At 39.5% G+C, this 25,340-nt stretch carries 27 protein-coding genes; 18 read left to right on the top strand and 9 right to left on the bottom strand.

Features of this window, described 5'->3' with window-relative positions:
* Positions 1-133 precede the first annotated feature (133 nt).
* The 7 genes from AC6H0V_RS07220 (at position 134) to AC6H0V_RS07190 (ending at position 6,894) form a co-directional block, all read left to right on the top strand.
* Positions 134-1,339: a PAS domain-containing sensor histidine kinase gene (locus AC6H0V_RS07220; protein WP_497563048.1), complete on the top strand. Its 1,206-nt coding sequence runs from the start codon at positions 134-136 to the stop codon at positions 1,337-1,339.
* On the top strand, positions 1,336-2,364 hold the full coding sequence (locus AC6H0V_RS07215) for a response regulator (RefSeq protein WP_497563047.1): 1,029 nt from the start codon (positions 1,336-1,338) through the stop codon (positions 2,362-2,364). The genes AC6H0V_RS07220 and AC6H0V_RS07215 overlap by 4 nt, the downstream gene beginning before the upstream one ends.
* A 408-nt stretch (positions 2,365-2,772) precedes the next feature.
* Complete coding sequence (locus AC6H0V_RS07210) at positions 2,773-3,189, top strand: lactate dehydrogenase (protein WP_497563046.1); 417 nt, start codon at positions 2,773-2,775, stop codon at positions 3,187-3,189.
* Positions 3,190-3,607: 418 nt separating this feature from the next.
* Positions 3,608-4,225 (top strand): YceI family protein, encoded by a 618-nt coding sequence (locus tag AC6H0V_RS07205; protein ID WP_497563045.1) that lies wholly within the window; start codon positions 3,608-3,610, stop codon positions 4,223-4,225.
* Positions 4,226-4,248: 23 nt separating this feature from the next.
* Positions 4,249-5,571 carry a hypothetical protein gene (locus AC6H0V_RS07200; RefSeq protein WP_497563044.1) on the top strand — a complete coding sequence of 441 codons (1,323 nt, stop codon included), beginning with the start codon at positions 4,249-4,251 and terminating at the stop codon, positions 5,569-5,571.
* 162 nt (positions 5,572-5,733) lie between these two features.
* The gene (locus AC6H0V_RS07195) at positions 5,734-6,333 is read left to right on the top strand and encodes a YceI family protein (protein WP_497563043.1); all 600 of its coding nucleotides are present in this window, start codon (positions 5,734-5,736) and stop codon (positions 6,331-6,333) included.
* 210 nt (positions 6,334-6,543) lie between these two features.
* Positions 6,544-6,894, top strand: a complete 351-nt coding sequence (locus AC6H0V_RS07190) for a hypothetical protein (RefSeq protein ID WP_497563042.1) — start codon at positions 6,544-6,546, stop codon at positions 6,892-6,894.
* A gap of 34 nt (positions 6,895-6,928) precedes the next feature.
* On the opposite strand, the gene AC6H0V_RS07185 is transcribed toward AC6H0V_RS07190, so the two are convergent.
* The gene (locus AC6H0V_RS07185) at positions 6,929-7,177 is read right to left on the bottom strand and encodes a hypothetical protein (protein WP_497563041.1); all 249 of its coding nucleotides are present in this window, start codon (positions 7,175-7,177) and stop codon (positions 6,929-6,931) included.
* Between the two features lies 1 nt (position 7,178).
* The gene (locus AC6H0V_RS07180; RefSeq protein ID WP_497563040.1) at positions 7,179-7,370 is read right to left on the bottom strand and encodes a DUF2188 domain-containing protein; all 192 of its coding nucleotides are present in this window, start codon (positions 7,368-7,370) and stop codon (positions 7,179-7,181) included.
* Positions 7,371-7,587: 217 nt separating this feature from the next.
* On the opposite strand from AC6H0V_RS07180, the gene AC6H0V_RS07175 reads away from it, so the two are divergent.
* Positions 7,588-8,082 carry a response regulator gene (locus AC6H0V_RS07175; RefSeq protein WP_497563039.1) on the top strand — a complete coding sequence of 165 codons (495 nt, stop codon included), beginning with the start codon at positions 7,588-7,590 and terminating at the stop codon, positions 8,080-8,082.
* 20 nt (positions 8,083-8,102) lie between these two features.
* Here AC6H0V_RS07175 and AC6H0V_RS07170 read toward each other — a convergent pair whose 3' ends face one another.
* Positions 8,103-8,333, bottom strand: coding sequence for a hypothetical protein (locus tag AC6H0V_RS07170; RefSeq protein ID WP_497563038.1), 231 nt, complete (start codon positions 8,331-8,333; stop codon positions 8,103-8,105).
* A gap of 140 nt (positions 8,334-8,473) precedes the next feature.
* On the opposite strand from AC6H0V_RS07170, the gene AC6H0V_RS07165 reads away from it, so the two are divergent.
* Both AC6H0V_RS07165 and AC6H0V_RS07160 read left to right on the top strand, forming a co-directional pair.
* Complete coding sequence (locus AC6H0V_RS07165; protein ID WP_497563037.1) at positions 8,474-8,767, top strand: hypothetical protein; 294 nt, start codon at positions 8,474-8,476, stop codon at positions 8,765-8,767.
* Positions 8,768-8,810: 43 nt separating this feature from the next.
* Complete coding sequence (locus AC6H0V_RS07160) at positions 8,811-9,266, top strand: ferritin-like domain-containing protein (RefSeq protein WP_497563036.1); 456 nt, start codon at positions 8,811-8,813, stop codon at positions 9,264-9,266.
* Between the two features lie 1,478 nt (positions 9,267-10,744).
* Here the strand turns inward: AC6H0V_RS07160 and AC6H0V_RS07155 are convergent.
* The 5 genes from AC6H0V_RS07155 to AC6H0V_RS07135 form a co-directional block, all read right to left on the bottom strand.
* On the bottom strand, positions 10,745-11,224 hold the full coding sequence (locus AC6H0V_RS07155; protein ID WP_497563035.1) for a DUF892 family protein: 480 nt from the start codon (positions 11,222-11,224) through the stop codon (positions 10,745-10,747).
* Positions 11,217-11,573: a response regulator transcription factor gene (locus AC6H0V_RS07150; RefSeq protein ID WP_497563034.1), complete on the bottom strand. Its 357-nt coding sequence runs from the start codon at positions 11,571-11,573 to the stop codon at positions 11,217-11,219. The genes AC6H0V_RS07155 and AC6H0V_RS07150 overlap by 8 nt, the downstream gene beginning before the upstream one ends.
* Positions 11,574-11,703: 130 nt before the next feature.
* A complete protein-coding gene (locus tag AC6H0V_RS07145) occupies positions 11,704-12,456 on the bottom strand; it encodes a PRC-barrel domain-containing protein (protein ID WP_497563033.1) in 753 nt (250 codons plus the stop codon).
* A 36-nt stretch (positions 12,457-12,492) separates the two neighbouring features.
* The gene (locus AC6H0V_RS07140) at positions 12,493-13,116 is read right to left on the bottom strand and encodes an OmpA family protein (protein ID WP_497563032.1); all 624 of its coding nucleotides are present in this window, start codon (positions 13,114-13,116) and stop codon (positions 12,493-12,495) included.
* Between the two features lie 173 nt (positions 13,117-13,289).
* Positions 13,290-15,476: a hypothetical protein gene (locus AC6H0V_RS07135; RefSeq protein WP_497563031.1), complete on the bottom strand. Its 2,187-nt coding sequence runs from the start codon at positions 15,474-15,476 to the stop codon at positions 13,290-13,292.
* 85 nt (positions 15,477-15,561) lie between these two features.
* Here AC6H0V_RS07135 and AC6H0V_RS07130 point away from each other — a divergent pair, with 85 nt between their 5' ends.
* The 8 genes from AC6H0V_RS07130 (at position 15,562) to AC6H0V_RS07095 (ending at position 24,764) form a co-directional block, all read left to right on the top strand.
* Positions 15,562-16,656: a glycoside hydrolase family 130 protein gene (locus AC6H0V_RS07130; protein ID WP_497563030.1), complete on the top strand. Its 1,095-nt coding sequence runs from the start codon at positions 15,562-15,564 to the stop codon at positions 16,654-16,656.
* A gap of 41 nt (positions 16,657-16,697) precedes the next feature.
* On the top strand, positions 16,698-17,777 hold the full coding sequence (locus AC6H0V_RS07125) for a sensor histidine kinase (protein ID WP_497563029.1): 1,080 nt from the start codon (positions 16,698-16,700) through the stop codon (positions 17,775-17,777).
* Between the two features lie 114 nt (positions 17,778-17,891).
* Positions 17,892-18,653 carry a DUF72 domain-containing protein gene (locus AC6H0V_RS07120; RefSeq protein WP_497563028.1) on the top strand — a complete coding sequence of 254 codons (762 nt, stop codon included), beginning with the start codon at positions 17,892-17,894 and terminating at the stop codon, positions 18,651-18,653.
* A gap of 135 nt (positions 18,654-18,788) precedes the next feature.
* Positions 18,789-18,989: a hypothetical protein gene (locus AC6H0V_RS07115; protein ID WP_497563027.1), complete on the top strand. Its 201-nt coding sequence runs from the start codon at positions 18,789-18,791 to the stop codon at positions 18,987-18,989.
* 688 nt (positions 18,990-19,677) lie between these two features.
* Complete coding sequence (locus tag AC6H0V_RS07110; RefSeq protein WP_497563026.1) at positions 19,678-20,061, top strand: BlaI/MecI/CopY family transcriptional regulator; 384 nt, start codon at positions 19,678-19,680, stop codon at positions 20,059-20,061.
* 18 nt (positions 20,062-20,079) lie between these two features.
* Positions 20,080-21,915 (top strand): M56 family metallopeptidase, encoded by a 1,836-nt coding sequence (locus AC6H0V_RS07105; RefSeq protein ID WP_497563025.1) that lies wholly within the window; start codon positions 20,080-20,082, stop codon positions 21,913-21,915.
* Positions 21,916-21,944: 29 nt separating this feature from the next.
* A complete protein-coding gene (locus AC6H0V_RS07100; protein ID WP_497563024.1) occupies positions 21,945-24,383 on the top strand; it encodes an outer membrane beta-barrel protein in 2,439 nt (812 codons plus the stop codon).
* A 99-nt stretch (positions 24,384-24,482) separates the two neighbouring features.
* Positions 24,483-24,764 (top strand): hypothetical protein, encoded by a 282-nt coding sequence (locus tag AC6H0V_RS07095; RefSeq protein ID WP_497563023.1) that lies wholly within the window; start codon positions 24,483-24,485, stop codon positions 24,762-24,764.
* A gap of 217 nt (positions 24,765-24,981) precedes the next feature.
* Here AC6H0V_RS07095 and AC6H0V_RS07090 read toward each other — a convergent pair whose 3' ends face one another.
* Positions 24,982-25,323 carry a hypothetical protein gene (locus AC6H0V_RS07090; RefSeq protein ID WP_497563022.1) on the bottom strand — a complete coding sequence of 114 codons (342 nt, stop codon included), beginning with the start codon at positions 25,321-25,323 and terminating at the stop codon, positions 24,982-24,984.
* Positions 25,324-25,340: the final 17 nt, after the last annotated feature.

The raw sequence follows: 25,340 nt of genomic DNA, 5'->3' as shown, positions 1-25,340 counted from the left end.
GTTCCAAAAAGTGACGCTCGTCACTTTCTACCGTGATACTTTGCAAATAGGTAGATAAATTCCCGAAACTTATTTAAACTTGCCTACCTTACACTAATCGATGTAATCACTATTAATCGGTGTAATCATAATAATGGAGAGAGAAAAATTACTGATAGCTATTATAGAAAATGCTATTGATGGTATCATTACCATTGATGATCGGGGCCTTATAGAAAATATCAACCCAGCAGCGTTACAACTCTTTGGATTTGATAGGAGGGAAGATTTATTGGGTAAAAATGTGTCGGTTTTAATGCCCGAACCGGATAGACATCGCCATGATAGCTACCTTTCCAACTATGAACATACTGGGCAAAAAAAAGTAATCGGCATTGGGAGAGAAGTTACTGGCCAACGTAAAGATGGCAGCACCTTTCCTTTTAGATTAGGTGTAAGCGAGATTAAATTTAGCGATAGGCGCATTTATACAGGGTTTATCCATGATCTTAGTCAGCTCAAAGAGGATGAAAGAAAAATAAAAAGCTATACCGAAGAGTTGGAAATCAAAATTAAGGAGCGTACCAAAGAGCTGCTCAAAACCATTAACGAAGTAGAAACTGCCAAAGAAAATATGAGCATGCTCTTCGAGAAGGAGAAAGAACTTAACCTGCTCAAAACCAAATTTGTTTCCATGGCCTCACACGAGTTTAGAACCCCATTAAGCGCTATACAGCTTTCGGCCTCGCTCATTGATAAATATGCTACCAAGGAAGATCCGGTTAGCATTGCTAAACATACAGGGAAAATCAAGAACGCAATTAACAACCTTACCACTATTCTTAATGATTTTTTATCACTCGAAAAGTTGGAGGCAGGTAAGGTAGAAGCCACCTGTACCTGGTTTGATATTATTCCGTTTGCAGAGGAGATTGCCGAAGAAATGCAACTAATGAGCAAGCAGAACCAGTTGATCGTTTTCGAACATGGTGGAAATGTGGCAATGGTTTGCATGGATCAAAACCTTCTTAAGAATTGTATCATAAATCTTATCTCTAACGCGATCAAGTATTCGGGAGAAAATACCATGATCCAGTTTAATACCACAATTACCGAAACCCAACTTTTGGTAGAAGTAATCGATAACGGGATTGGGATTCCGGCAACAGAAATCAACAACCTCTTCGAACCCTTTTTTAGGGCACACAACACTGGTGATATCCCTGGAACTGGACTTGGGCTAAATATCGTAAAACGATATGCCGAACTAATGAACGGAACGGTTACCTGCGAAAGCGAACAGCACAAAGGCACCACATTTAAATTGATTTTAGATTTAATACAAACTGATTTATCATGAAAAAGATCTTGGTTATTGAAGACAGTGATGATATTAGGGAAAACATTGTAGAAATACTGGATTTGGCGGGATACCAGACGTTTGCAGCAAAAAACGGTAAAGAAGGTGTGGATCTTGCCATCGCTAATCTTCCCGATCTGATATTATGTGATATCATGATGCCAGAACTGGATGGTTATGGGGTGCTTTACCTCTTACAGAAAAATCTGGATACGGCAACTATTCCCTTTATATTTATGACCGCCAAGGCAGAAAGGTCTGATATGCGCAAAGGAATGGAAATGGGTGCCGATGATTATTTGACCAAGCCCTTTGATGATGTAGAACTTTTTAGTGCTATCGATAGTAGATTAAAGAAAAAAGCAAAATCTGCTAGTTCTGGTAATTCAAAAGCAAATAAAGAAACGGTTTTGGCAGAGCTGAAGAAAAAGGGTAAATCGAGGAGTTTTCCGAGTAAACAGATCATTTATGTAGAAAATGATGAACCAAGCAATCTGTACTTTATCAAGAAAGGGCAGGTTAAAACCTATCAGCGTGCTGCAGATGGACGGGAGCTCTCTTCCATGTTGTATAGTGATGGTGATTTTTTTGGCTATGAAAGTCTATGTAGCGGATCCAATTATGCAGACAATGCAGCAACATTAACCGATAGCGAACTGATATTGATTGCCAAATCAGATTTTATGGATTACCTTTTGAAACATCAGGAAATTGCAAACGCGTTTTTAAATCTGTTATCGGCAAGTATTAGGGATAAGGAGTCGCAGATGCTAAAATTGGCCTATTATTCGGTACGTAAACGCGTGGCGGAAGCAATGATTAAAGTTGCAGCTAAATTTGGAGATGGAATTTCTGATAGTTGTACCATCAAAATATCCCGTGACGACCTTGCCGCATTGGTGGGTACCGCAAGCGAAACAGTAAGCCGGATGCTCGCCGATTTTAAAGATGAAAAACTGATAGAGAAAAATGGCAATGCCATACAGATTATTTCTATTAAGAAATTGAGGGATATCAAACAATAATCCAATTCATAGTGCCTAATATTGTCACCCTGAGCGTAGTCGAAGGGCGTAACGATGTCTTCTGCTACCTGCTCGAAAAGCAGGCGGGCGCTCAGACCGACATTTTAGGGTTTTCTTTTTTAGTTTAATCTAGTTTGTCACCCTGAGCGTAGTCGAAGGGCTAAGGTTAGGTTGGTCTTCGACTACGCTCAAACTGACATTTTAGGGTTTTCGGTTTTAGTTTAATCTAGTTTGTCACCCTGAGCGTAGTCGAAGGGCTAAGGTTAGGTTGGTCTTCGACTAGGCTCAGACTGACATTTCGGGTTTTCAATCATAGTTCATTTTGTGACCAATATCATATTCTAACATAACACCTAACACCTTTGCATTAGGGAGGTTACGATAGCTTTGTGTATAAAGATATACCGTATGAAAGCTATTGCTTACCACATTTCGCCTCAGCAAAAAGAACTACTTATTGTAGCCAATCACAAAAAACACGAAATTACCGTAATCGGTAACCCTCTTAATATAGATACTCTTGCTTTTGCCGCGGGAAAGGAAGCACTGCTCATCTTTAATGAAGAAGTGCTGGATGCTTCCCTTATTGACGGATTAAAACGGCTTGGAATCAAATACTTGGCCACTGCTTCTTTTGCTACTGGGCACATCGACATTGTTGCTGCACAAAATGCTAATATGAAAATCTCTAATGTACCGTTTTCAACAGGAACCGAAATGGAAAACATTCGTCAACTCATCAAAAATCTAACTAATTGGAGTGCAGGTAAATGTGTAGGTAAGGCCTGCTGTTGTGCGGGAAGCTGTGCAGTTGATCCAATTTAGGTTTAAGCAACATTATTTTCTTTTAAGATGGCCTTTTAGTTTGTCACCCCTACCTATCGGCAGGCAAGCTGAGCCTGTCGAACGGCTAGATTAGGTTGGTCTTCGACAAGCTCAGATTAACATTTTTGGTTATGGTTCTGGGTGTTAATTAATAGGTTGTCAGCCTGAGCGTAGTCGAAGGGCTTAACGATGTCTTCGACTACGCTCAGACTGACAATTAAGGTATTTAGTTTGACCTCCAAAGCCTGTCGAAAGGCTTAACTATGTCTTCGACTACGCTCAGACTAACATTTTTAGGGATATTCTTCAGTATAATTTTAAAAAGTGATGAGTATCAGTTTTCTACCTATTGCCTATCATTAAACTTGGAGTAGAACAGGGTAGGTTTGACTAACAATTTAATTCAACAAATCCAGCCATGAAAACAGTAAACAAATACAACAGAATTATTAAAATCGCTATCCTATTAGTTATGCTCTCGCCTCTTGTAACACTAGCGCAAACCACATATAGGCTCTCCCAATCGAAAGATAATAACATTAAAGTGTTAGGTTCATCAAATGTGCACGATTGGACCATGACAGCGAAAGATATTGAAAGCGCTGGGACCTTCAAGTTCAACACTCGCGAGGAACTTATTGATCTTACTTCGCTCAAGTTCACCGTAGCCGCAAAAAGTTTGAAAAGCGAAAAGGCATCCATGGATACCAGGACCTACAAGAGTATAAAAGCAGATCAGTTTCCCAAAATCAGCTATCAACTCAGCTCTGCTACGGTAACGTCGGTACAGGGAAATAAATATTCCATTCAAACTACTGGAAATCTAACGATTGCCGGAAAAACACAAACCATTTCAATGAAAGTTATGGCCGTTGTTAACACTGATCGTTCGATTAGCTGCACCGGAACAGAAAAACTAAAATTAACAGATTATGGGATCGAACCTCCAAGCTTTTTGCTAGGTGCAATGAAAGTGGGCAACGATTTAACCATTCAGTTTGATTTATCATATACCAAATCTCTTAACGCCAAATAACACAAAGATTAAAATTAGAAATCATGAAAAATAAATTTACTACACTACAAGTTGCAACGATCGCTGTTGTACTAATTACCCTGTACTCCTTTAGTGTCCAGGCTCAGGTTTCCAATCTCCGTCCATATGATAAATCAGGGATCAATGTTTTCGAAGCCCCAAAAGATACCCTTACCATTTTTGATAAATTGAAGGTGCAGTTTGGTGCCGGTTTTACCCAGTCTTTTCAAGGTTTAAAACATGAAAATGCTTCAGGTGGCCTATATAAAATGTCTCCAGGATTTAATACCGCCAATGCCAATCTGTTTATGGATGTGCAATTGGCCGATGGAATTAGATTAAACTTAACAAGTTATCTTTCTTCACGTCACCATAACGAAACATGGGTTAAAGGTGGTTACATCCAATTTGATAAATTACCGTTTAAAGGTGCCATTTGGGACGAAATCATGTCGGTAACAACCATTAAAATTGGCCACATGGAAATCAATTATGGAGATCAGCATTTCCGTAGATCGGATGGAGGACAAACAATTTATAATCCCTTCATCGAAAACTACATCATGGATGGCTTTACCACAGAAATAGGTGGAGAGATCCTAGTGAGAAAGAATTCTCTATTCGGTTTGATCGGCGTTTCTAACGGAATGATCAAAGGTAATATCGATAGTTTGGTTGCTACCGCACAAGATGCAAATATTCATAAATCTCCAGCTATTTATGTAAAAGGAGGATTTGATAAGCAATTAAACGCTGATTTAAGAGTTCGTTTAGCAGCATCATTTTATAGCAACAATAGCTCTGGTGGCCAAACGCTATATGGTGGCGACCGTACCGGATCAAACTATTTTATGGTGTTAGAGAAAGTTGGTGCAGTAAGTACAACAAACGCTTTTTCTGGACGATTTAATCCTGGCTTCACCAAAAAAGTAAATGCACTCCAGTTAAATGCTTTCGTAAAACTAAAAGGATTGGAAGTGTTTGCTACCTACGAAAATGCAAAAGGTAGATCTAAAACAGAATTGAGCGTGAGAGGAGCAGAGCAGATTGCTATTGATGGTGTGTACAGATTCGGAGCAACAGAAAACTTCTTTATCGGCGCAAAATATAACGTAGTTACTGCGGCAATGGCCGATGTGGCAGCTGTTGGAACTACCCTAGCAATAGTCTATTCAAAAGATGTAAAAATTGATAGGATGGCATTCGCTGCCGGATGGTTCATGACCAAAAATATTTTATTAAAAGGAGAATATGTTAACCAAAAGTACAAAGATTTTCCAGTGACAGATTATCGCAATGCCGGAAAATTTAAAGGCTACGTAATCCAAGCCGTTGTAGGATTTTAAAATCCCAATTATGAACTAGGCAAAGGCGTAAGCTTTTGCCTTTTTTGTTCAACCTCCTTACTCTAACCGCCTTACGCTTACTGCCTTACGCTTAGCGCTTAGCGCTTCCCGCTTACCGCCTTACGCTTATCGCTTCCCGCTTCCGCCAAACGCCCCTAAACCATGAAAACCATCCTCAGCTTATTACTTGCATTCCTCCTCACCAGTTTTACTTCAGTTCAGGTCAGTTTGCCCTCTCGTTCGTCTAAATGGGTAATTAACCAAAATAGTAGGCTAGTTGTGAATGGCCGTACTAATATCAATAGATTTTCATGTGCCATAACAGATTATTCCAAAACAGATACGGTTTTTATTACTCAAGATAAAGCAAGTAAAATTATACTTTCTGGGGCACTCAATATTGAAGTTAAAAATTTTGATTGTAGTAATACGATGATGACCAAAGAATTGAGAAAAACCCTTCGGGAAGACAAGTTTCCGACATTTCGAATTAAGTTTTTATCGTTAAAGGAAACCCCGATCCTAAATCAAAAGAACAATTATATCAAAGGCCTTGTAGAGATCGTAATCGCTGGACTAGCAAAAAGATTTGAAATTTCTTATCAGGTAACTATGGATCGTAACTCGATGGTGTTAGTGGGCAATCAGCTCATCAATTTTTCTGACTTTAATTTAATAGCCCCTAGAAAAATTGGCAGACTTATTCAGGCGAAAGACGAATTAAATGTTGCTTTTTATCTCAAAATGGAACCTGTGGATTAAAAGTGAGCAGAACAATTTCGTCAGTTGTGTTGGCTATATCTGTAGGTGGTTAATCTTTAATTTTCAACATTCCAGCTCCCGAGAGCTATCGGGACAACTGTCCAACCTTTAACCTTTCAACCTTATTGTCTGGCCATTCTATATTTTAACGCTAAGGTCAGAACAATCTTTTTAGTGGTTTGTTGTAAAGCTATATTAATTTAATAGGCTATGGAAAGCAACGAAGAAAACAGCGTGGAAGGGCAAAATGTAAATAGTGATGAAACTTCTTTTCAACCGCACACTCCGGCAGGAGAAGATCATGAGAGCGGAAGTAGGACCGAATTTATACAGTTTAGGGTAGAAGTTGCTGATGGTGATCAAGGAAAAGTTTTTACTATCAGACCCTTGGGTAATGGTCGCTATGAAATTTTAGATGATGAAGGGAGTGTAGGAAGTATTATGCTCGACGAAAGTAATCATGCTCATTGCGAAAGCGTAGGCTGCGAGATCGACACACCACTTTTACACGCTATCAGAGATCAAATACAATTTCATGAAGAGTGGACACAAAAATCTTAATGCTTTATCTGGTATAATCTAGGAAGATGTGTTTTTAAAATCCATGGGGGTGACGGGCTTCAATCTTGTCTGCCAATAAATGAAGCAGATTCTCTTTTAGTTTACCGGGGTTCTGGCAGAGATGGAGGATTTGTCGCGCATCTGGCCTGAAACTGGCCACAAACTTTCCCTCTTGAAACACTTTAAATTTGCAGGTCTCTCCATCGTGATCAAGATAATCGCCTATTTCAAACTCATAAACCTTTTTGTCTAAACTAATGGTGATGGGATAGTTGGTTTCCATATTATTTTTCGGTTTGTTTAGGTTTGCTCTTACCTTTCATACTTTCGCGGGCACGTTTAAGCCCAGTAGCTATAGCGATTCCTTCGTCGCCACTTTCCTCGAGTATCGCATTTGCAATCTCCACTGCTTTTTCCCTTAAAGGCTTAGGCAGATTCTTGTAAGATGGGGGATATTCTCCTTTAGGCCAAGGCATATTTTTATGGTTAAGTTCTGGTTTTATAACAATTGCTATTAATTTATGTTTTGGGATTTTCCTATAACATACCGTTGCATTCTACTGTCAAATTTTCAGTCGTGAAGTGAAATTTTTTCAGCTTTAGCCGGATTAATAATGGCATTTTATCATTGGCACAAGGCTTGAGATCGCATTTTTGAGATTTTTTATAGATATACATTTTTTAACAAGAACTATGTCCATTCAAAATTTTAACCCAAGCGTTAATTTAGAAAACCAAGGCGGACTGATACCAAAAATACTTGTGGTAGAAGCCGATCCTGCCTTGGCAGAAATTCTCGCTGAGCTTTTTAGATCCTCTGGTTATAGCTGCATGATGGTGAGGGAATGTGAAAACATAATTCCGATAATAGAAAGCTATCGCCCCGATCTGGTGCTCACAGAATACCTATTACCAATTGTTAATGGGGGCGAACTCTGTAACCAGGTAAAGGAAGATCAACGCTTCCGCGAAATTCCGGTAATCCTTTATTCTGCCTATCCCCAGCTACTTTGGTCGGTAAGCGATTATGGCTGTGATGAATTTATTTCAAAACCCTTCGATCTTGATGAGCTGCTTCAAAAGGTAGAAAAATTGCTATCGAAAAGAAAAGAGAAAAGAAGGTTTTCGCTCCTTGCTGATGGACTTAAAAATCGCGTTAGCTACCTTGAACGGTTCTTAGGATGCTGATTTACAATAATTCCCCAAGGCTAATTAATGCGGATGGTAATGGAGTCGTTAGAGCCGAAGGGATAGAGCCGCACATTTAAATGCATATCGAAGTAGATGGTTTCTTGAATGTTATCGCAAATATGAACTATCAGCTCATCGAAATTATGATAAGGATTGGCAAAAACAACAAGATTGTTTCTCTTGTCGAATTCTGGTAATAGAATATCTTCTTCGAAATAGTTCAAGAATGCACTACGAAATAGTTCCATTTGTGGTTTATTGACCATTTTATTTGTTTTTTTCGTTAACAGCCATAGGCGATTTTTGTTTCATTTAAGCAAGGTTTTAATCTTATTGGACAAAAACAAAATTCATTGCCAGTGGTTATTTCTAAAACAAACTCAACTATATGGATCCATTTAATATTGTAATCAAAAAAGACGGTACGCAGCTTGGCCTTAATATTCACCCAAAGGATAAGTTAAGTTACATGGTGCTTTACGAAGGAGCTCTTGTAGGCGAGGTCTTTCTTGATGAGCAAGGTAATGCCTGGGGCGCTATACCGGCAAAAGAATTAATCGGAGGAAGTTACCCCGATTATCCCTGCGATGACTCGGTTGACTGTAGAGGCTTGCTTTTAGATGTCGAGATGGTTCAGCTCTTGGGAAGAGAAATCTCAAAGGTAATGAATATCACTTCTTAAAACTTTTTGGCTATAAATTGGTTTATCTATTAAAATCTATAACATGGAAAATAATCAAGAAATCATATCAGACCTTAAGGGTCTTGTAACCATCATCAATGATGGAAAAGAAGGGTATCAATCGGCATCAGAATCAACAGATAACGTTGAACTGAAAGCAGTGTTTTTAAAGTATGTAGCACAACGTGCTCTTTATGAAAACGAGTTGAAGGCACACATCCTAAAACATGGCGGCCATTCTGATAATGATGAAGGCGGTATCTTAGGAGCTATTCACCGTACTTGGATCGATATCAAAGAAGCATTGACCGATAAAAGCGAGACTGCAGTATTAGGTGCAGTTATAACCGGCGAAAATGCGGCATTAGAAAAATTTGATATGGCCATCAAAGATCACCAATTGCATGAAGACCATCTTAATTTATTAACCTCACAGCGCAACGGCATTGCAGAAGCCCTAAAAGAAATTGAGGTTTTGCAACAGAAATATAACTACTAATAATTAATATTTATTACGTTAAGAAAGACCCTAAATGGGTCTTTTTTTGTAAGGTCTGTTAACTCATCCAATCATTTTTTTTCCTAGTCGAGCAATGAAAAGTAACTACAGACGCACAGATTTCGAATCTGCGCATCTTTGCCTAATATTTGATTTTATAATATAGATTTTTGCATATCCCTCTATTCGACCCCGCTGGGGTCATTGTTTTATGGACGGGTTGCTAGATATATATGACCTCTCCGAGGTCAGAAGGTTCTGCAAATAACTGTCGGATATGGAAAAAGTCTGTGGCGATCCCGGGGATATTAGTCTTCCTTTTGAATGCCGAAATATATAAGTTTATAAACATCAATCCCGCAGGGGTTATATAGACTAGATTTTGGCATATCCCTCTATTCGACCCCTCTGGGGTCGTTGGTTTATGGACGGGTTGCTAGATATATCTGACCTCTCCGAGGTCAGAAGGTTCTGCAAATGACTGTCGGATATGGAAAAAGTCTGAAGCGATCCCGTAGGATATTCAGTTTTCCTTTTCAATGCCGAATATATAAGTTTACGAATATCAATCCCGCAGGGATCATATAGACTAGATTTTGGCATATCACTCTGTTCGGCCCCGCTAGGGTCGTGGATTTATGGACGGGTTGCTGGATATATCTGACCTCTCCGAGGTCAGAAGGTTTTGCAAATGACTGTCGGATATGGAAAAAGTCTGTGGCGATCCCGGGGATATTAGTCTTCCTTTTGAATGCCGAAATATATAAGTCTATAAACATCAATCCCGCAGGGGTTATATAGACTAGATTTTGGCATATCCCTCTAATCGACCCCGCTAGGGTCGTGGATTTATGGACGGGTTGCTGGATATATCTGACCTCTCCGAGGTCAGAAGGTTCTGCAAGTGACTGTCGGATATGGAAAAAGTCTGTGGCGATCCCGGGGATATTAGTCTTCCTTTTGAATGCCGAAATATATAAGTCTATAAACATCAATCCCGGAGGGATCATATAGACTAGATTTTTTCATATCCCTCTGTTCGACCCCTCTGGGGTCGTTGGTTTATGGACGGGTTGCTAGATATATCTGACCTCTCCGAGGTCAGAAGGTTCTGCAAATAACTGTCGGATATGGAAAAAGTCTGTGGCGATCCCGGGGATATTAGTCTTCCTTTGAATGCCGAATATATAAGTTTACGAATATCAATCCCGCAGGGATCATATAGACTAGCTTTTTTCATATCCCTCTATTCGACCCCGCTGGGGTCGTTGGTTTATGGACGGGTTGCTGGATATATCTGACGTTTCCGAGGTCAGAAGGTTTTGCAAATAACTGTCGGATATGGAAAACGTCTGTGGCGATCCCGGGGATATTAGTCTTCCTTTTGAATGCCGAAATATATGGTTATGCATACAATCCCGGAGGGATTATATAGATTAGCTTTGCATATGGCTTTGTTCGACCCCAGCGGGGTCGAATTATTTTAGCTTAGGCGCAATGATATTTTGTAGGATCTGGCGTAACCAGGTGTTGGTATTGCGATTATCTGTGATAGTCTGCTCAATCAGTTCTCCTTCAGTTTCTAGTTCTAGCGCACTAGCCATAGGATGAAGAAATTCATAATGTGCCAGTTTCTCATTTTGGAATTTTAAGGCAGTAGCGATGATTTCTAGGTCTTGCTCTGCACTTGCCTTTTTTAATTTGATGTTGGGTAATGGTTGTGCTACGTTAGACGAAACAGGCTTTTGATCAATAGCAATTCTTAATAGTTTTATTCTTGCAAGGTGCTGAATATTGTCCGTAGACACTGGTGAGAGGCATTTGGCAAGTTCACCGGCATATGCTGCTTTTTCCATTTTTTGGTAAAGCTTTAAAAAATGCTTTTCAAGCTTCTCAATAGAAAAAACACCTTCAGCAAATTGATTGAGGAGTAGATTTTTAACGATCGGCCTAGGCATACTGCTGTACTTTTTCTATTAAATAATGGATATCAAAGGGTTTTGCGATAAACTCCTCGGCCGGACATTCTCCTTTGTCCGACGAAAAATCACGGTGCGCCGACATCATGATAATAGGAATATTCTTGGTTTCGGTTTTGGATTTAACCTCGGTGCAGATTTCTATCCCATCCCCATCGGGTAACCTCACGTCCATGATGATGATATCGGGTTTTTCTGCAATCAGGCTCTGCTTAAACGAGGTAGCGGTGGCGTAAGCCTTAACATCATATCTTTCTTCTTCGAGTAATATGGTAAAGAGTTCCCTTAGAGAATCATCATCTTCTAGTACAAAAACACATTTTTTCATGGTATTATGGTTTGTTATTCCCTTAACTAAAAAACTAGAGGTTTAGTTTCGAGTTTTTTTGTTTTTCATATTCCAAATTTGTTTATACAAAAAAGGGATGCTGTGCGAGCATCCCTATGGTTAGTTTGTGTTAGGATTGAAAAGGCGGTCTCTTATTCAAATCGTTTGCGTCGTAACTGTTGGGGCGGTCATCGTTATTGATATTATCCGCGCCGAACTGGTTACTGTTCCAATCATCAATTTTCTTAGCTTCATTATGATGGGTCGCAGCTCCGGTTTCAACATCCGCTGCATGGTGATGATGTTGGTTAGACTTATCAATCAAATCATTAATAGTAGTTTCCTCTTCCATTCGGTTAGATAGCGAAGCCGTTCCAGAAATTTCCTGGCTTGCAAGGTTTTCGCTAGATCTTCCACGTTGATAAAATCTATCCTTGTCAAAATGATGGTGGGTATAAAATTCATTTTGATCAAATTCACTGATTGTTTCTTCAATGCGTAGAGCAGCAGGGCTTCCAATTACCGAACGAATGTAAACCTCGGTATCTGGTCCGATCTCTTCGTTGTTGTAAGCTGGTAGGGCATTAAACTGATCGATGTGAACGTTTGGTAAGATCACCTCATCATCACTGGTATGTAAATGGGCAATGCCGATAGGGATCATCACTTTTTTATCGTCGAGGTTCATTCCATTATCGTTTAGATCAACGATCAGGTATCTAACCGCTCGTGTTTCTGGATCAAACAATAGATCTTTTACTTCTCCAAGATAAGTATCGCTCTCGCTTTTTACTTTCCAATTAATGATGTTAGGTTCTCCCTCTACGATCTGAAAGTCGCTGTCTTTGAGGCTTTGCAAGCTTCTATAAGTATGTTGTTCCATTTTCTTTTGATTTTAGGTTGATGTACTATTCTAGTTTTATTTTTTCGGAAAGACTACAATAGATACATTTCTGTTCTGTTGACGTCCATCTTTGGTCTGATTAGTTGCTACAGGCTCGGTTTCTCCAAGAGATCGCACCGATATGGTTTCGCTTGGAACTCTTCCATTTGAGGTTAACCAATTTTTAACCGACTCGGCACGTTCCTTACCTAGTTCTTTGTTTTCGTTTGCTGGTCCGGTAGAATCTGTACTTCCAAATACCCCAATGGTTGCACCTTCAAATCGTTTGTTCAACACATCACTTATCATTTTTAGTTTTGCTTGTCCGGTTGCCGAAACATCATTTCCATCAGTCGGGAAAAGAATATTTTCGCCGAGGGTATAAATGGTATAAGATCCGTTTCCACGGGTTGAGATATCGCTATCTGTAATGTCTGCATCTGTGGTTGCCGCCGAGTTAAAATCAACACTGTTCCAATCAGGAACGGTTGCCGCAATAACTTTGCTAGAATCAACTGCCGCTGAGTCTGGGTTTGTTCCAGTGGTTTCGCTACCGCATTTTTTTAAGAGAATTGCGGCTAATGCTACAAGGATGATAAGTAATAATACCCAGATCCACCATGGACGTGAGGGTTTTGGTTCTACTTCTAGATGTGCCATAATTTGTTTTTAGGTTGATGAAATTTTCGTTACTTGTTGTGAGGCTAGAACAAGATTTGCCCGAAATAGTTTTTCTTATGTTATTCTATTTGAACAAAATTTGGGATGAATCGTCATTTGTTGCATCCTATCATCGATCCTTCCAATTTCGATGATCATCGTAGGGTCAGTCCCTACCATTTCAACTTAATCTGTTGTTCTCCCTTAATTATGCATTCCAAATGCCCTTGCTTTGTTTTTACAGCTTCCAGTTTTTCATTATCTAAAGAAAGGCCGAATTTGCCGATGCTGGTTTCTTTAGGGATAATCCTAAAACGGCACGCTATTCTGCTGTCGCCCGCGATGTTTATGATCAGGGTAGTGTTACCTTGCTTTCTTACAGAAGTAAGTGGGTAGTCGCAATAGAGCATAAACTTTTCATCGATAGGATGGTAATGGCGAGGTAAGATGCCAAAAGCATTTCCTGCGCCATAAACTTCTTGACCAACCTCTCCGCTTTTTTCCCAACCATCATGCAGATCTTCAAGCGCTACCCAAAGTTTTTTGTCCACTTCACCAACCTTTACTTCATCAGAAAGCATATCGTTTGGTAACATTGGCGGATAATAGAACGGGGCACGATCAACTAAATATCGAATGTATTCGCTGGCCAATAAGTTGATCGATGGCAAAATAGCAACCCCTTTTGCGTGTTCTAAATAATCGTGCAGCGCACAAAAAACTTCCTGCTCTTCATAAACGGCGGTATAGGGGGCGTCAGACAAAGGAAATAAGGCGAAAAAAGTGGGGAAGTTTTTCCCATAACCGTAATTACAGTCCCAAAGTTGCACGTTCTGGAAAACATTTGCCAAACACAGATAACTCAAATTGAGGTAAGTTTCATTCTTGGTCAGCTTATATAGTCTGAGTAGCGCACCCGCAGAGAAAGTGGTATTGTTGGCTTGATAGAACAATTTGAAACCCTTTCCTACTAAAGTTTTTGCCGCTCTTTCTGCTTCATTTAGGTATTTCTTTTCGCCAGTTAATTCAAATGCCTGGAGCATCACGTGTGCATACAAGCCCGCTACATCATGTTGTCCGCCTTCACCTTCTTTGGTCTCTGCCTTGATCACTTCTAAGGTATCCATCTTATAAAACACTGGCCACTCATAATTGAAACGCTTAGCAACCTTGGTGGCATAAGGCAGAGAATCCAGAAAAAGTTTTGAGGCTGTTTTATCGCCTTTAAGCGCAAGCCGCGAAAGGTTAAGCAGTGGATGGTGTAAATACCAGGAATCCATCACCATTGGTTTTTTTTGTTCCTCTTCTCCTTTAAGTTTGTCTTCTGCAGCGGGTAGCCATCTCACTATAGTCTTTAATTTCTTATCGTAGAATTCTGGTAGTCCCTTTTTAATCTTTTCGATCATCGGTAAATCCTTTCCGCTCCATTCCGTGTAGTCGAGAAGCGGTAGTAATACTGCTAGTTGCACCATTATCTCTGGTGGGGTATCATAATCAGATATATAAGCATTAAAGTAATGCTTGCCATCAACCTGGCACCAACAGCCTGGGGCTTCGGTAAGATCATGAAGTCCCTTTTGCAAAATATCTGGCCAATGTATATAAGTGGTTGTTGGTTTTGCAATTTCAACGTAAACGAAGGCTAAAAGGTTCAAGTACTGAGCCGTGAGGTCATTTTCCTTTTTAGCAGTACGTTCATCAAAAGCGACGATCGCATCGTTAATGGTATATTCTGTATGTGCTTTTAATGGATCATCTTTTGTTGGGGGTAGCATGAATCCTATTTCTGGCCATACCCCGCCAACAAGCTCTCCGGCAGAAGTCTTGGTATCATGATTATAATCAGCCAAAGAGGTCAGGTTCTGGAAATAAAGGACGCTCCCTGCATTTGGATTGTCTAGGCTCAAATGCAACAAGCCAGATCTGGTACCTACCTGTTTAACATGAATTGTTCCGGCGATATTTTCAGGATGTTGTTTATCCGGAAAAATGATATCACGCGGCCAAAAGGGAATATGTAGATTTTTATTAGGAGTAAGTCTGGTCTTATATTTTAAGACGGGATAATCACCTTGTGTCCATTCGATGTTCACCTTAAATGTGCCCATCGATGATTCTAATGTAAAATTAATTCCGTTTTCAGTCTCGGTTTTTCTTTTGATTACAAGGGCGTGGTCGGGAGAATAGATCGGCCTAAATGCCAGCCTGCCTTTTTTCCAATGGCAATCTATATATAACGCATCACTCGAAGATAGGACAGTAAAAGTATAATTGCCAATTGTCTTTTTTATTACAGTTGGCATTGCATCATCGGCAAGTGCAGCAGCAGCAGCAGCCTGCCATGGTGAGATTCCATTCATGTTAAAAAATTATTGGTAAGATGCTCCATGAACACGGTCTATATGGAATTGTTTTGTGTTTTTTATTTTTTTAGAACCATTCGTTATGCTTGCTGTTTTGCAATATATGAAAGACATTGCTCGTCGTTTTCCAACCAATCCGATCTTATTGCCAAAGGACATCAGGCCAAGCGACGAAGGGCTCCAGGTTATCTGTCTGCTAAACCCTGGAGTATTCCTTTATGAGGGAAAGGTTTGGCTATTGGTACGCGTGGCCGAAAGCATTGCTCAAAAAGAAGGGTTTATCTTCTTTCCGGTGATGAACGAACTGGGAAAGCTTGAAATTATTGAGGTTCCGCTAAATGATCCAGATCTTGTGGCAACAGATGCTAGGGTAATGAATTATAAGGGGCTTGACTATCTAACCACGGTTTCGCACCTCCGACTGTTATCTAGTAATGATGGAATTTCCTTTAAGGAGGAAGAAGAGTTTCGGGGAATATTCGGCAAAGGCGAATTAGAACGTTTTGGAATAGAAGATTGCAGGGTTACAGAAATAGATAATACCTATTATTTAACGTATACCGCAGTTTCTGATTCGGGAGTTGGTGTTGGCCTACGCAGTACCACCAACTGGAAAAATTTTTCTGAACCAGTACTGATGCTTCCTCCCCACAACAAAGATTGTGCAATCTTCTCTGAAAAGATTGATGGGAAATTTTATGCTTTGCACCGCCCAAGTTCAAAGGAGATCGGAGGTAATTTTATATGGCTCTGCGATTCGGTAGATGGTGTGAGATGGGGAAACCATAAATGTCTGATTAAAACCAGGGCAGGAATGTGGGATAGTGCAAGAGTAGGAGCAGGGGCAGCGCCCATACGTACAGATAAAGGTTGGCTAGAAATTTATCATGGTGCCGATGCTGTTCACAAATATTGCTTGGGAGCGTTTTTAATGGACCTTAAAAATCCTTCTAAGGTAATTGGACGGACGATCGAGCCGATTATGGTACCAACTGAGGCCTATGAGTTAAGCGGATTTTTCGGTCATGTAGTGTTTACCAACGGACATGTCGTAGACGGAGATAAACTTACCATCTATTATGGCGCAGCAGATGAGTTTGTTTGTGGTGCCGAGTTCTCGATTGCTGAAATCCTTAATCTTACCCTGATAAACGAGAATGCAGTTGATAATGACTAGCTTGCAAAAGCTATTGTTAATAAATATTAGTTTTAATACCAATGCAAAACAAGACAGAACAGATTAGCCAGTTGATCGAACTCAACGAAGAGCTTGAGAACTATTTTAGAAACACGATCATTCCACAGCTATTTGTAGATTCGCAATTGGTATTGAGGAAGTTTACGCCTCCAGCCATGAAGCAATTCAATTTAAAGGATGGTGATGTGGGCAGACCAATCGCAGAAATTAAAGAAAACTTTAGATTTCCCAGCATTATCGACAATATTCAGCATGTTATCGATACAGATGAAGTATTAGAAAAAGAAATCCAAACTACTGATCTGCGCTGGTACCAAATGAACATAATACCATATATCGTACGGAAGGACAAAAAAACGAATGGGGTAATCATCACCTTCGTTGAAATTACCATGCGTATAAAGGATCTTAAAGAGCAGGAAAAACTGATTTCAGAACACGAGATTTTATTGGACACGATTTCCCATGATATTAAAACGCCACTTACCAGTTTGAGCCTAACCATCGAACTGCTAAAGAAATTGCCCGAAAAAGGAATGGAAAGATTTCCTGTCCTTCTAGAAAAAGTAGAGAATAGTCTAAAAAAAATGCAGCTTATCATTCATGATCTAACCGATGCAAGGCAGAAGGAACATCGCTACAAGGCAGTGGAAGAACTGTTGAATTTTGAACATATCATAGAAGACGTGAGATTAACATTGGCTCAACAGATTGCTGAGTCTGGAGCTGTAATTAAAAGTAAAATCGGTCTTTCAGAAATTGTGTATATCAGAAGGAAGCTACGTAGCTTGGTATATAATCTAATAAACAATGCTATTAAATACCGTTCGCCAGATCGCAATCCCGAAATATTAATTTCTACAGCAGAAAAAGATGGGTATATGGTTATTAGCATAGCTGATAATGGTTTAGGGATAGATCCTAGCGATTTTAGGAAAATCTTTACCAAGTATCAGCGTATCTCTGAGTCTGTTGACGGGTCGGGGATAGGCTTGTATCTCGTTAAAGAAATCGTTCGTGCTTCTGGTGGAAAGATCGAGGTGGAAAGTGAACTTGGAAAGGGATCTACTTTTACGATTTACCTGAAGATCGGAACATGATTAAGACAATAGCCCCAAACGAACACCACTATTTTATATATTTTTTAGCTAAACATTAATGCTTGCACAACAATTTCAACCAATGCTTGTTTAGGGAGTGAGGTTAGAAATTAAATGAAAATCGAATTCGAAAATTATTATTCAGGTACCAGCGGATTACTACTTCCAGTACCCAATAAGCTGTATTATCCAGAAGAATTCCAAGATAAAAGTAGGCTCTGCTATTACGCGTCGTTAATGGACACCATAGAGATTAATAGCTCATTTTATAAAATCCCCCAGGTTTCTACAATGAAAAAATGGGCAGCAGATGTGCCCAACGAATTCAGGTTTACCTTCAAACTGTTCAAAGAAATTACCCATAATAAGGATCTAGCGTTTGATCCTGAAGTGGTTTCTCACTTTATGAGGGTGATAAATCACGTTGAGGAAAAGAAGGGATGCCTTTTGGTCCAGTTTCCACCTAGCGTTCGCATTTCCCATTTGATACAACTAGGCAGGCTGATGGCCGTTTTACGCGACAATGATCCGTTGATGGAGTGGAAGATTGCACTGGAGTTTCGCCACCCTTCATTATATGTGGATGAAATATACGAACTGTTAGAAACCTACCAATTTGGTATGGTGGTACATGATAAGACACCTGCAAATAGTCCTGTACTAGAAACGCATCCTGATTTTATCTATCTACGCTTTCACGGCCCGGGAGGCAATTACCGAGGCAGTTATGCGGATGATGTACTTTACGAATATGCCAGTTACGTTACCGATTGGCTTTCTGAAGGTAAAAAGGTATTTGTTTACTTTAACAATACCATGGGAGAGGCACATGCTAATCTGAATACCTTAAGGCAAATTGTTCGCGATACGTATTAAACGAAACCAACGCCCAACGCTTACCGCCAACCGCTTTACACCAAACGCTCCCCGCTCAGCGCCAACCGCTCAGCGCCAACCGCCCAGCGCCAAACTTTCTGAATGCTGGTTTGTTCTGTGATAAAATATCAAATTATGGCAAAGAAAAAAGAATCTTTTTTAGGTACCGTTCCGGCTAGGGACGGACTAGACAATACAGGAACCCAAGGCTACGACTCCTTAACCGACGATGCATTTACTGGTTCTTCAAAAAAGCCGGAAGAACATCCCAATGAAGAGGAGAGTGGTACCGGAAGCTCATCAGATGATTTTCACGACGCAAAAGACGAAAAGTAATCGAAGAAAACCACCTTAGACACCTAAGGCACCTCAGGGCAATGGTAGATTTTGCCGCAATTTAGGTGTCTTAGGTGGTAAAAATTTAAACGCAAAGCCGCGCACCAACATGTTGCAGATGATACAAACTATGCCTTATATGAGCCTTATATGTCTTATATGGTTTAAAAGCTTAGCTGTTCTAAGATGTCTAACTGCCTGCTGGCAGGAAGTAAAAATTCAAACGCAAAGGGCGCAAAGAATTCGCAAAGAACGCAAATCTGTACAGCAACCTGCTGCCCAATGATGCAGACAACGCCTTAGCTGTTCTCAGATGTCTGAGATGGTGAGATTAGGCGTATAGAGAACACTACTTAGGTGTCTAAGGTGTCTTAGGTGGTAAAAATTTAAACGCAAAGCCGCGTATCAACATGTTTCCCGATGATGCTAACTTCTCCTTAGCTGTTCTAAGATGTCTGAGATGGTGAGAAAATTTAGGCGTATAGAAACATTACTAGGTGTCTAAGATGTCTTAGGTGGTGAAATTACACGCAAAGCCGCGTATCAACATGTTGCGGAGTATCAATTACAACCCTTCTTCAGTCCTTTTCTTACCCATTCTTCATCTCCTAATTAAAAAGGTACGAAAAAATTCCTAAATAAATTTGGATGGTACGAAAAAATTCCTACCTTTGAATTAACAATGGATATGCAACATCAAAATAAACCTATAGAGCCCACAAAATCCGAACTCGAAATCTTACAGGTTTTATGGGAAATTGGACCAGCAACCGTACGTGAGGTTAACGATGGGTTGCTTAAAATAAAGGAAGTAAACTATACAACAACGTTAAAATTTATGCAGCTCATGGCCGAAAAGGGCATGCTAAAGCGCGATGAAAGTAAAATGAAACATGTGTATAGTGTAGTAGAAGAAGAGCAACAAACGAAAGCGCATTTGCTCAATAAATTTGTTGATTCGATGTATAAGGGCTCTGCCAGTAAATTGATGATGCAGTTACTGGGCAACAAAAACACTTCTCAAGAAGAACTGGAAGAAATTAAGAATATGTTAAAAAAATTCGAAGAATAATAACTACCATTTAAAGATATGGATTTTTTAATTTTTACTATTCCTGAACATATCATCAGAGCAGTTTGCACTAGCTTAATCTATTCGTTATGGCAAGGTTTGCTCCTCGCAGCCTTTACAGGATTAATAATCCTGTTTACACGTAAATCAAATCCTATAGTGCGCTATAATTTTTTGATTACAGGTTTATTAATTTTTTGCAGTGCCATTATTTTCACCCTGTGCTATCAGTTGAATAAAGAAAGTAAGGGTGGAACTGGAGGGGCGGCTGTTTCAACGATGAACTTTAGTAGTAATTCTTCAATTTCGCCTCTGGCCGATGCCGAAACCAGCAATAATCCATTTTTTGGGTTTTTAACTAACCATGCTCATACCATCGTTCTTATTTGGTTCCTTATCGTATTGGCACGAACTATACAGTTGGTAACCGGCCTTTATAGTTTGAGTGAGTTACGACGGAAAGCAATTTTTAACGTTGGATCAGACTTACAAAATAATGGACTGATTTTGGCTGCCAAAATGGGCATTAAACAAGGTGTCAAAGTCGCCGAATCGGCCCTAATAAAAGTGCCAATGGTGATTGGACATTTAAAACCCTTGATCTTAATTCCTGTTGGTTTGCTGATTGCTCTCCCTCCATCGGCCATAGAAGCCATTTTGGTACATGAGTTGGCCCATATCAGCCGGCGCGATTATTTAATAAACCTGCTGATAAGTGTAATAGAGGTAATCTTTTTCTTTAACCCCGCTGTACTTTGGTTAGCCTCGTTAATTAGAGCAGAGCGAGAGCATTGTTGTGATGACATTGTAGTAGCTCAAACAAGTAATAAAACCGAATATATTAAAGCGTTAATAGCTTGTCAGGAATATCATTTGGGGCTTCCAGCCTATGCTATGGCCTTAAACGGTAATAAAAATCACCTTTTAGGGAGGGTTAGACGAATTCTTTCTAAAAATAACCAATCGTTAAACTTAATCGAAAAATCGCTGCTCACGCTTTGCCTTGTGGTAGCGGGCATGTTAACGATCGCTTTTTCTAATGCAGAAAAAATAAATAAATTTGTTAATCCACCAGAAATTATAAAAGCCAAAAACGAAATAGTTGTTAACCCTGAAAAAAAGGAGAGGCCAGAGATAACGATAGCAGATATACCATTAACTATGTTATCCATAGCTAATGGTAATAATGAAATCCCTGATACTTCAAAATACCAAATCTATCTACCTTATCAAAGCGTTGATCAATCTGCACTACCTATTACCAATGGTAATTTTCAAACCGTTTTATTAAAACAGAACGGCATCACCTATCCTATTAATGCTAAGGAAGAATATACCCGTTCATTGCAGGTTAATGGCAATACAGTTCCAGTAACCCAATATCACAAGTACGTAACTATTATCGATTCGCTTCAACGTGAGAAAACAGTGTCACCAAAGGTAAGTTCCCGAAAAAATCGGCTAGATTATATTAACTATCAAACCGACTCGGCCAGAAAATATGAGCGCTCTAAAAACCAATATCGATCAAGTACAACTGAATATGGGGGCCGATTGGCTACACCATCAACGGTTGCACCCATCGCCGATGTTGCACCCATAGCAAATGTGGCACCGGAGGGCATAAAAATGGTTCATGGTACAGATAACTCTAAAAAGTTGGTTGAGGCTATGTTGAACGATAGTTTGGTAAGTGATGTCAAATCCTTCAGATTGTCTGAATCAGAACTGATTATCAATGGCAAAAGAATCCCTAACCTAGCTTATAGTGCATTTAAAGACAAAAACATTCAATCCTTTCAAAAAGGCACTACTGTTTATTACCATTTTGACACGAATACCGTTATAAATTAACACACAAACCCACAAAAAACACAAAAATCATGAGAATAAATATTGCGGTTTTACTACTCGCCTGGATAACTTTTGCCTCAACTTTTGCTTTTGCGCAAGCTGATTTGACCCTCACCGGAAAAATTATTGCCATGGATGGTAAAGCAGTTGATGGAGCTACCATATACTTGCTTAAAGCCACGGATTCAGCTGTGCTTAAAACTGCAATTACTGATATAAATGGCGCTTATCAATTTCAAAAAGTAATGCCGGGAAACTATAAGTTGAGTGTGATGATGATGGGCTACAAAACCTACAACGGAGCAGTTTTTACGGCTGATAAAAATCATAACATCGAATCGATCATACTCCAAGCAACACAAACTACATTAAATACGGTAAGTGTAAATGCTCAGCGTCCGTTTGTCCAACAAAAGATCGACAGGATGGTGGTTAATCCTGAAGTATTGATCAGCAATGCGGGAAGTACCGCCTTAGACGTTTTAGAAAAGGCTCCAGGAGTAATGGTTGATCAAAATGGTGCCGTTACGTTAAAGGGACAAAGCGTAGCTATCTTTATAGATGATAAACCCATTCATTTGTCGGGTAGCGACCTTGAAAGCTACCTACGGTCGTTAACCTCCGCTAGCATCGATCAGATAGAACTGATGTCTAATCCGCCGGCAAAATATGATGCAGCAGGAAATGGGGGTATCATCAACATTAGAACAAAACGCACAAAAATTAAGGGATTTAACGGAGCGTTTAATCTAAGTTATTCGCAGGGTAGTTATGGAAGAACCGCTAACAGCTTTAATTTCAATTATAGAAACAACAGGCTTAATATCTTTGGGAATTTAAGTTTTAATACCAATAATGGATATAACGACCTTACCATTAATCGCCACTTCGAAGATGCTGCAGGGAACCTGAAATCTAACTTTATTCAAAACTCTTTCAGTAGGGGCATCACCGAAGGTTATGTAAGCAAAATAGGAGCTGATTATTATCTTTCGGAGACTGCTACGCTTGGGATTAATTTAACAGGCATTTATAATGCCTATCAGAAGATAGCAGAAGTAACTAGCCAGTTTTCAAATGCACTAGATAAAGCTGATTCTACAATCAAAGCGCATAATGAACAGCATCAGGTGTTCAAGAACGGGGGCTTAAATCTAAACTATCGCCAGAAGCTCAATAAAAAGGGGACCGAGCTCACTGCTGATTTTGATTTCCTGAACTATTCTACTAATAATAATCAGGAGTTTAACAACAACAGTTATTTACCTATTGGTACCCTAAAAACTAACGACCTGTTAACTGGGCTGTTGCCGGCCGATATTACCATCTTTTCTGGTAAAACCGATTTTGAACATCCCTTTAAAAATGGGCTGAAGCTCTCTGCAGGTCTCAAATCAAGCTACACAGAAACCGATAATACCGCCAATTATCAGTATACAACCCAAGGTGTAACTGCGATAGATTATGATAAAACAAATCATTTCCTTTACAAAGAAAATATCAATGCTACATATTTAAACGCAACAAGGGATTTCAAAAAATTTGCTGTTCAAATCGGACTTCGTTTAGAAAATACCGTCTCCAACGGCCATCAATTAGGTAACATAAAGAAACCTGATTCTACCTTTAAACGTAGTTACACCAATTTATTCCCAACGGTATACTTGCAGTACAAATTGGATACAGCGGATATAAATGTATTTAGCCTAAACTATGGCCGACGGATTGATCGTCCTTATTATCAGGATTTAAATCCCTTCATGTCGCCCATAGATAAATTTACCTATTATACCGGTAACCCATTCTTAAAGCCCTCCTTTACTAATGAGTTAGAACTTTCTCATACCTTTAAAAGCAAATTTACTACCTCAATCAGCTACAGTAAAACATATAATGATGTAGACGAAACTATAGAGATTGTAAATGGAATCTATTACAGCAGACCGGGGAATATTGGCGAAAAAACGGTTAAAACCTTTGCTGTCAGTTCATCATTCACGTTTACTAAATGGCTTACTTTCAATTTTAATGGGCAGGTAGCTAACATTCACTCTGTGAGCGATTTTTACACAGGACTTCTAGATACTCAGGGCACTTATTTTTTCTTTAAACCCGTACTACAGTTCAAATTTCCCAAAGAGTGGACAGCCCAGCTCGACGGGACCTATCAGAGTAAATTGCGTAGTGCGCAATTTGATCTTGGTGCAAGAGGCAGGTTAAATGTTGCGGGCTCCAAAAAGCTGTCGCCAAGTACTACAGTTAGGATTGTTATTAATGACATCTTCTACACCATGAAAAACAAGGGAGTGATCAACAACCTCAATCAAACCAAGGCCAATTGGGTTAATCTAAGTGATACAAGAACAGCAGTATTTTCTTTGAGTTACCGATTTGGTAAAACCATTTCCGACCAAAGAAAACACAATGCCGATGGCGCTGCAGACGAACAGAATAGGGTGAAGAACTAAGATTCAGCAAAGTGAAATCGGTCCAGAAGTCCAAAAGCCAGAAATCGGTGCAAAACTGAAACAAAGCATTTGACCTAGCTGTTTGTTAAAGAAAAAATCATGGCAGTAGATAATAATGAATTTCCAGATAGATTTGCAGAAAGCGATATTAAGGGAGAAAAAATCATATTTGATATTCTGATCAAGGAAAAGTTGGCACATGTAATTGTGATCAAAGAGGGACGAAAATACCACATCAACCTGGATGGTGAAGATTTAGGCAGTTTTGAAAAAGAAACCGATGGAACAGTTAAACGTTTTGAACAACCGAAAGGAGCCCATCAAGATGATGAAAACTATTTCAAGCCGATAAAGGATAAACTTGATGAACTGAATAAATAAGACTTTCGCTTACAGGTTATTTATCGAATGGGTTTGCCTCTAAATTTTAGTATAAAGCAGGTTGAAACACGTAATGGTTGAAAGGAAGAAAATTAACCATTAAGGAATTAAGATAATTAAGTAGCTGCGATCTTAAATGCTCTTAACTTCTTAATGGTAAAGAAACCCAAAATCGCTTATCGTCCAGGCCTATCGCTCAGCGCTACATGCTCCATGCTTATCGCTCTAGAAACCCACTTATTGCGTTATGTAGGGGAGTAGGCATCTTCCATTCCAACCTACGATCTAATGGATGTTGTGCCGAATTGTATTTTTCGATAAAAGTACCGGTGCTCTGTTTAAACTTAAGGTAGCCCTCCTCAAAATATCTTTCCTCAATTTCTCCAGACGAATCCATTGAGGCAAAATTGAGCGCTGAGATTTCCAGACTTTCTTTTTCAATCTTCAGCCATTTAAATTTTTCTGAAGGATGCGCATGCTCTTTAAGGTCTGTTCTCTTGACCTCAACGATATACATGTTAAAGTTTTCAAGAAAATAAAGACATTCGAAAGTGGCCATTGGATTTTTGATCAGGA

The organism is Pedobacter sp. NO84 (genome assembly GCF_059703915.1).
Note: the sequence above shows the minus strand (reverse complement) of the source record. Positions and strands in the feature narration are given on the sequence as shown.

Bases quoted from the DNA above. Each gene is read 5' to 3' on its own strand.
- AC6H0V_RS07220 (WP_497563048.1), top strand. From the start codon at position 134: ATGGAGAGAGAAAAATTACTGATAGCTATTATAGAAAATGCTATTGAT.
- AC6H0V_RS07205 (WP_497563045.1), top strand. From the start codon at position 3,608: ATGAAAACAGTAAACAAATACAACAGAATTATTAAAATCGCTATCCTA.
- AC6H0V_RS07185 (WP_497563041.1), bottom strand. From the start codon at position 7,177: ATGGAAACCAACTATCCCATCACCATTAGTTTAGACAAAAAGGTTTAT.
- AC6H0V_RS07180 (WP_497563040.1), bottom strand. From the start codon at position 7,370: ATGCCTTGGCCTAAAGGAGAATATCCCCCATCTTACAAGAATCTGCCT.
- AC6H0V_RS07135 (WP_497563031.1), bottom strand. From the start codon at position 15,476: ATGAATGGAATCTCACCATGGCAGGCTGCTGCTGCTGCTGCACTTGCC.
- AC6H0V_RS07095 (WP_497563023.1), top strand. From the start codon at position 24,483: ATGGCAGTAGATAATAATGAATTTCCAGATAGATTTGCAGAAAGCGAT.
- AC6H0V_RS07170 (WP_497563038.1), bottom strand. From the start codon at position 8,333: ATGGAACTATTTCGTAGTGCATTCTTGAACTATTTCGAAGAAGATATT.
- AC6H0V_RS07125 (WP_497563029.1), top strand. From the start codon at position 16,698: ATGCAAAACAAGACAGAACAGATTAGCCAGTTGATCGAACTCAACGAA.
- AC6H0V_RS07200 (WP_497563044.1), top strand. From the start codon at position 4,249: ATGAAAAATAAATTTACTACACTACAAGTTGCAACGATCGCTGTTGTA.
- AC6H0V_RS07130 (WP_497563030.1), top strand. From the start codon at position 15,562: ATGCTTGCTGTTTTGCAATATATGAAAGACATTGCTCGTCGTTTTCCA.
- AC6H0V_RS07195 (WP_497563043.1), top strand. From the start codon at position 5,734: ATGAAAACCATCCTCAGCTTATTACTTGCATTCCTCCTCACCAGTTTT.
- AC6H0V_RS07155 (WP_497563035.1), bottom strand. From the start codon at position 11,224: ATGCCTAGGCCGATCGTTAAAAATCTACTCCTCAATCAATTTGCTGAA.
- AC6H0V_RS07115 (WP_497563027.1), top strand. From the start codon at position 18,789: ATGGCAAAGAAAAAAGAATCTTTTTTAGGTACCGTTCCGGCTAGGGAC.
- AC6H0V_RS07160 (WP_497563036.1), top strand. From the start codon at position 8,811: ATGGAAAATAATCAAGAAATCATATCAGACCTTAAGGGTCTTGTAACC.
- AC6H0V_RS07150 (WP_497563034.1), bottom strand. From the start codon at position 11,573: ATGAAAAAATGTGTTTTTGTACTAGAAGATGATGATTCTCTAAGGGAA.
- AC6H0V_RS07120 (WP_497563028.1), top strand. From the start codon at position 17,892: ATGAAAATCGAATTCGAAAATTATTATTCAGGTACCAGCGGATTACTA.
- AC6H0V_RS07215 (WP_497563047.1), top strand. From the start codon at position 1,336: ATGAAAAAGATCTTGGTTATTGAAGACAGTGATGATATTAGGGAAAAC.
- AC6H0V_RS07110 (WP_497563026.1), top strand. From the start codon at position 19,678: ATGCAACATCAAAATAAACCTATAGAGCCCACAAAATCCGAACTCGAA.
- AC6H0V_RS07145 (WP_497563033.1), bottom strand. From the start codon at position 12,456: ATGGAACAACATACTTATAGAAGCTTGCAAAGCCTCAAAGACAGCGAC.
- AC6H0V_RS07175 (WP_497563039.1), top strand. From the start codon at position 7,588: ATGTCCATTCAAAATTTTAACCCAAGCGTTAATTTAGAAAACCAAGGC.
- AC6H0V_RS07140 (WP_497563032.1), bottom strand. From the start codon at position 13,116: ATGGCACATCTAGAAGTAGAACCAAAACCCTCACGTCCATGGTGGATC.
- AC6H0V_RS07100 (WP_497563024.1), top strand. From the start codon at position 21,945: ATGAGAATAAATATTGCGGTTTTACTACTCGCCTGGATAACTTTTGCC.
- AC6H0V_RS07165 (WP_497563037.1), top strand. From the start codon at position 8,474: ATGGATCCATTTAATATTGTAATCAAAAAAGACGGTACGCAGCTTGGC.
- AC6H0V_RS07190 (WP_497563042.1), top strand. From the start codon at position 6,544: ATGGAAAGCAACGAAGAAAACAGCGTGGAAGGGCAAAATGTAAATAGT.
- AC6H0V_RS07105 (WP_497563025.1), top strand. From the start codon at position 20,080: ATGGATTTTTTAATTTTTACTATTCCTGAACATATCATCAGAGCAGTT.
- AC6H0V_RS07210 (WP_497563046.1), top strand. From the start codon at position 2,773: ATGAAAGCTATTGCTTACCACATTTCGCCTCAGCAAAAAGAACTACTT.
- AC6H0V_RS07090 (WP_497563022.1), bottom strand. From the start codon at position 25,323: ATGGCCACTTTCGAATGTCTTTATTTTCTTGAAAACTTTAACATGTAT.